Here is a 1968-nt window from a genome sequence, read left to right as displayed (position 1 = left end):
GTTGATAGTCGGGCGAGCCCGCCACCGGCCGGCCCTCGGTGAAGTAGGCCACCGGGTCCGTGCCGCCGATGGCCAGGCCGTCGCGCGTGAAGATGCGCCCGTCGGCCGCTGCCCCCAGCGACCAGGCCAGGCCAGCCACCAGGACGGCGGCCCTCCACCCATGCGTGCGTTTCATGATCTGCCTCCTCTCGACTCTGCGGTCACAGGGCTCTGTCGGGCAACGGCCCCCGGCCTTACAGGCGTCATGGCCGGCCTCGCAGGGGCAGGAGAGGGTATCCGTGTAAAATGGAATGTATTTCCAATAAATGGCCTTCTGGGCTACCATGGCAGTTCGATTCCCTGTCCTGGAGCCCTGCATGAGCTTTCACGTCTATCTTTCCGGCGAGATCCACACCGACTGGCGCGACGAGATCCGGCGCGGCGCCGAGGCTGCGGGCCTCGACGTGGTGTTTTCCGCGCCCGTGACCGACCATGACGCCAGCGACGCGGCCGGCGACCACCTGGGCGAGACACCCAGTCAGTTCTGGCGCGACCACCAGTCCTCCAAGGTCAACGCCATCCGCACCCGTACCCTGATCGAGAAGAGCGATCTCGTGGTGGTGCGCTTCGGCGACAAGTACAAGCAGTGGAACGCCGCCTTCGATGCCGGCTACTGCGCCGCCCTGGGCAAGCCCTACGTCACCCTGCACGGCGAGGAGATCGTCCATCCGCTCAAGGAGGTCGACGCCGAGGCACAGGCCTGGTGCACCACCACCGACCAGGTCGTGGAGATCCTGCGCCACGTGCTCGAGGCCTGAGCCGGCGCTTGGCTACACTGGGGGCGTATTCGCCGCCAGGAGGTCCTCCATGAGCATCGAGCTGAAGCGTGCCTTCGAGGCACCGAGTCGAGACGATGGCTACCGGGTGCTGGTCGACCGGCTCTGGCCCCGCGGGGTGGCAAAGGCCGATGCGCGAATCGACGAATGGCGCAGGGAGGTTGCCCCCAGCGACGAGCTGCGCAAGGCGTTCCATGACGGGGCCCTGGGCTGGGGCGAGTTTCGTCGCCGCTACCTGGCCGAGCTCAAGGCGCATCGCGAGACGCTGAGAGACCTGGCCGAGCGGGCCGCCAGCGACACCGTCACCCTGGTCTTCGCTGCAAGGGACGTTCGCCACAACAATGCCGTGGCCCTCAGGCAGTACCTGGCGATGCTGGGCAGATGAGCCGCGTGGCCGGTGACCGGGGGCTGACGTGGCCCTGTCCTGGCCGCCCGGGGAGGCTGTGCTAGCTTCAAGTGGAATGGCAGCCCGGCGAGGTGCTGGTGGTGCCCCTGGTCTGGCCCTGCGACAACGACATGGGCATCGTCAATGACTACTGGTATGACCAGGAGTCGGCAGACCTGAGTGCCTTCTCCTTTGCTCGTGTGCTGCAGCGCTTTCTGGAGTGGCGCGAGAGCGATCAGTTCGAGGTGGCCCCGACCCCCTGCCTCAAGCGCATCAACATTCTGGCTCACTCCATGGGCAACCGGGTGCTGCGCGAGACGATGCGTGTATGGCGCAAGTACTCCCTGCCGGGTGGGGTGCCGATGCTGTTCCGCAATACCTTCCTGATCGCCGCGGATATCGTCAACGAGTCGCTGGAGGAAGGGCACAGCGGCGAGCTGATCGTCCATGCCTCACGCAACGTCACGGTCTACTTCGCCTCCGATGACCTGGCGCTGCGCGCCAGCAAGGCCTCCAACCTGAAGAACCGCATCGCCTCCCGGCGCCTCGGCCACTCCGGCCCGGAGGACATGAGCCGAGTGGCGCGCAACGTCTTCGCTGTCGACTGCGACGACGTCAATACCCGCTATGACTACCCCAGGGGGCACTCCTACTTCCGTTCCGGCGAGGTGTTCGGCGAGCCGGGGGTGGTGTTCCTCCACCTGTTCGCCGCCCTGCGCAGCGGGCGCGTCTTCCCCGAGGACGAGACGCGCCGCATGACCATCCTGC

3 protein-coding genes are annotated in these 1968 nt (G+C 66.7%); all 3 read left to right on the top strand.

Annotated elements, in window-relative coordinates; translation table 11 throughout:
• Nucleotides 1–356 precede the first annotated feature (356 nt).
• Nucleotides 357–797 (top strand): YtoQ family protein, encoded by a 441-nt coding sequence (locus tag RI841_RS16250; RefSeq protein WP_278031433.1) that lies wholly within the window; start codon nt 357–359, stop codon nt 795–797.
• A gap of 49 nt (nt 798–846) precedes the next feature.
• A complete protein-coding gene (locus RI841_RS16245; RefSeq protein WP_310706670.1) occupies nt 847–1200 on the top strand; it encodes a DUF488 family protein in 354 nt (117 codons plus the stop codon).
• Nucleotides 1201–1271: 71 nt separating this feature from the next.
• The coding region (locus RI841_RS16240; RefSeq protein ID WP_310706669.1) for an alpha/beta hydrolase at nt 1272–1968 on the top strand (697 nt) is incomplete at its 3' end.

Origin of the sequence: Halomonas sp., assembly GCF_031581305.1 — a bacterium.
Lineage (GTDB): Bacteria > Pseudomonadota > Gammaproteobacteria > Pseudomonadales > Halomonadaceae > Halomonas.
Note: the sequence above shows the minus strand (reverse complement) of the source record. Positions and strands in the feature narration are given on the sequence as shown.

Excerpts from the sequence above, each read along its gene's own strand:
- RI841_RS16250 (WP_278031433.1), top strand. The coding sequence starts at position 357 with ATGAGCTTTCACGTCTATCTTTCCGGCGAGATCCACACCGACTGGCGC.
- RI841_RS16245 (WP_310706670.1), top strand. The coding sequence starts at position 847 with ATGAGCATCGAGCTGAAGCGTGCCTTCGAGGCACCGAGTCGAGACGAT.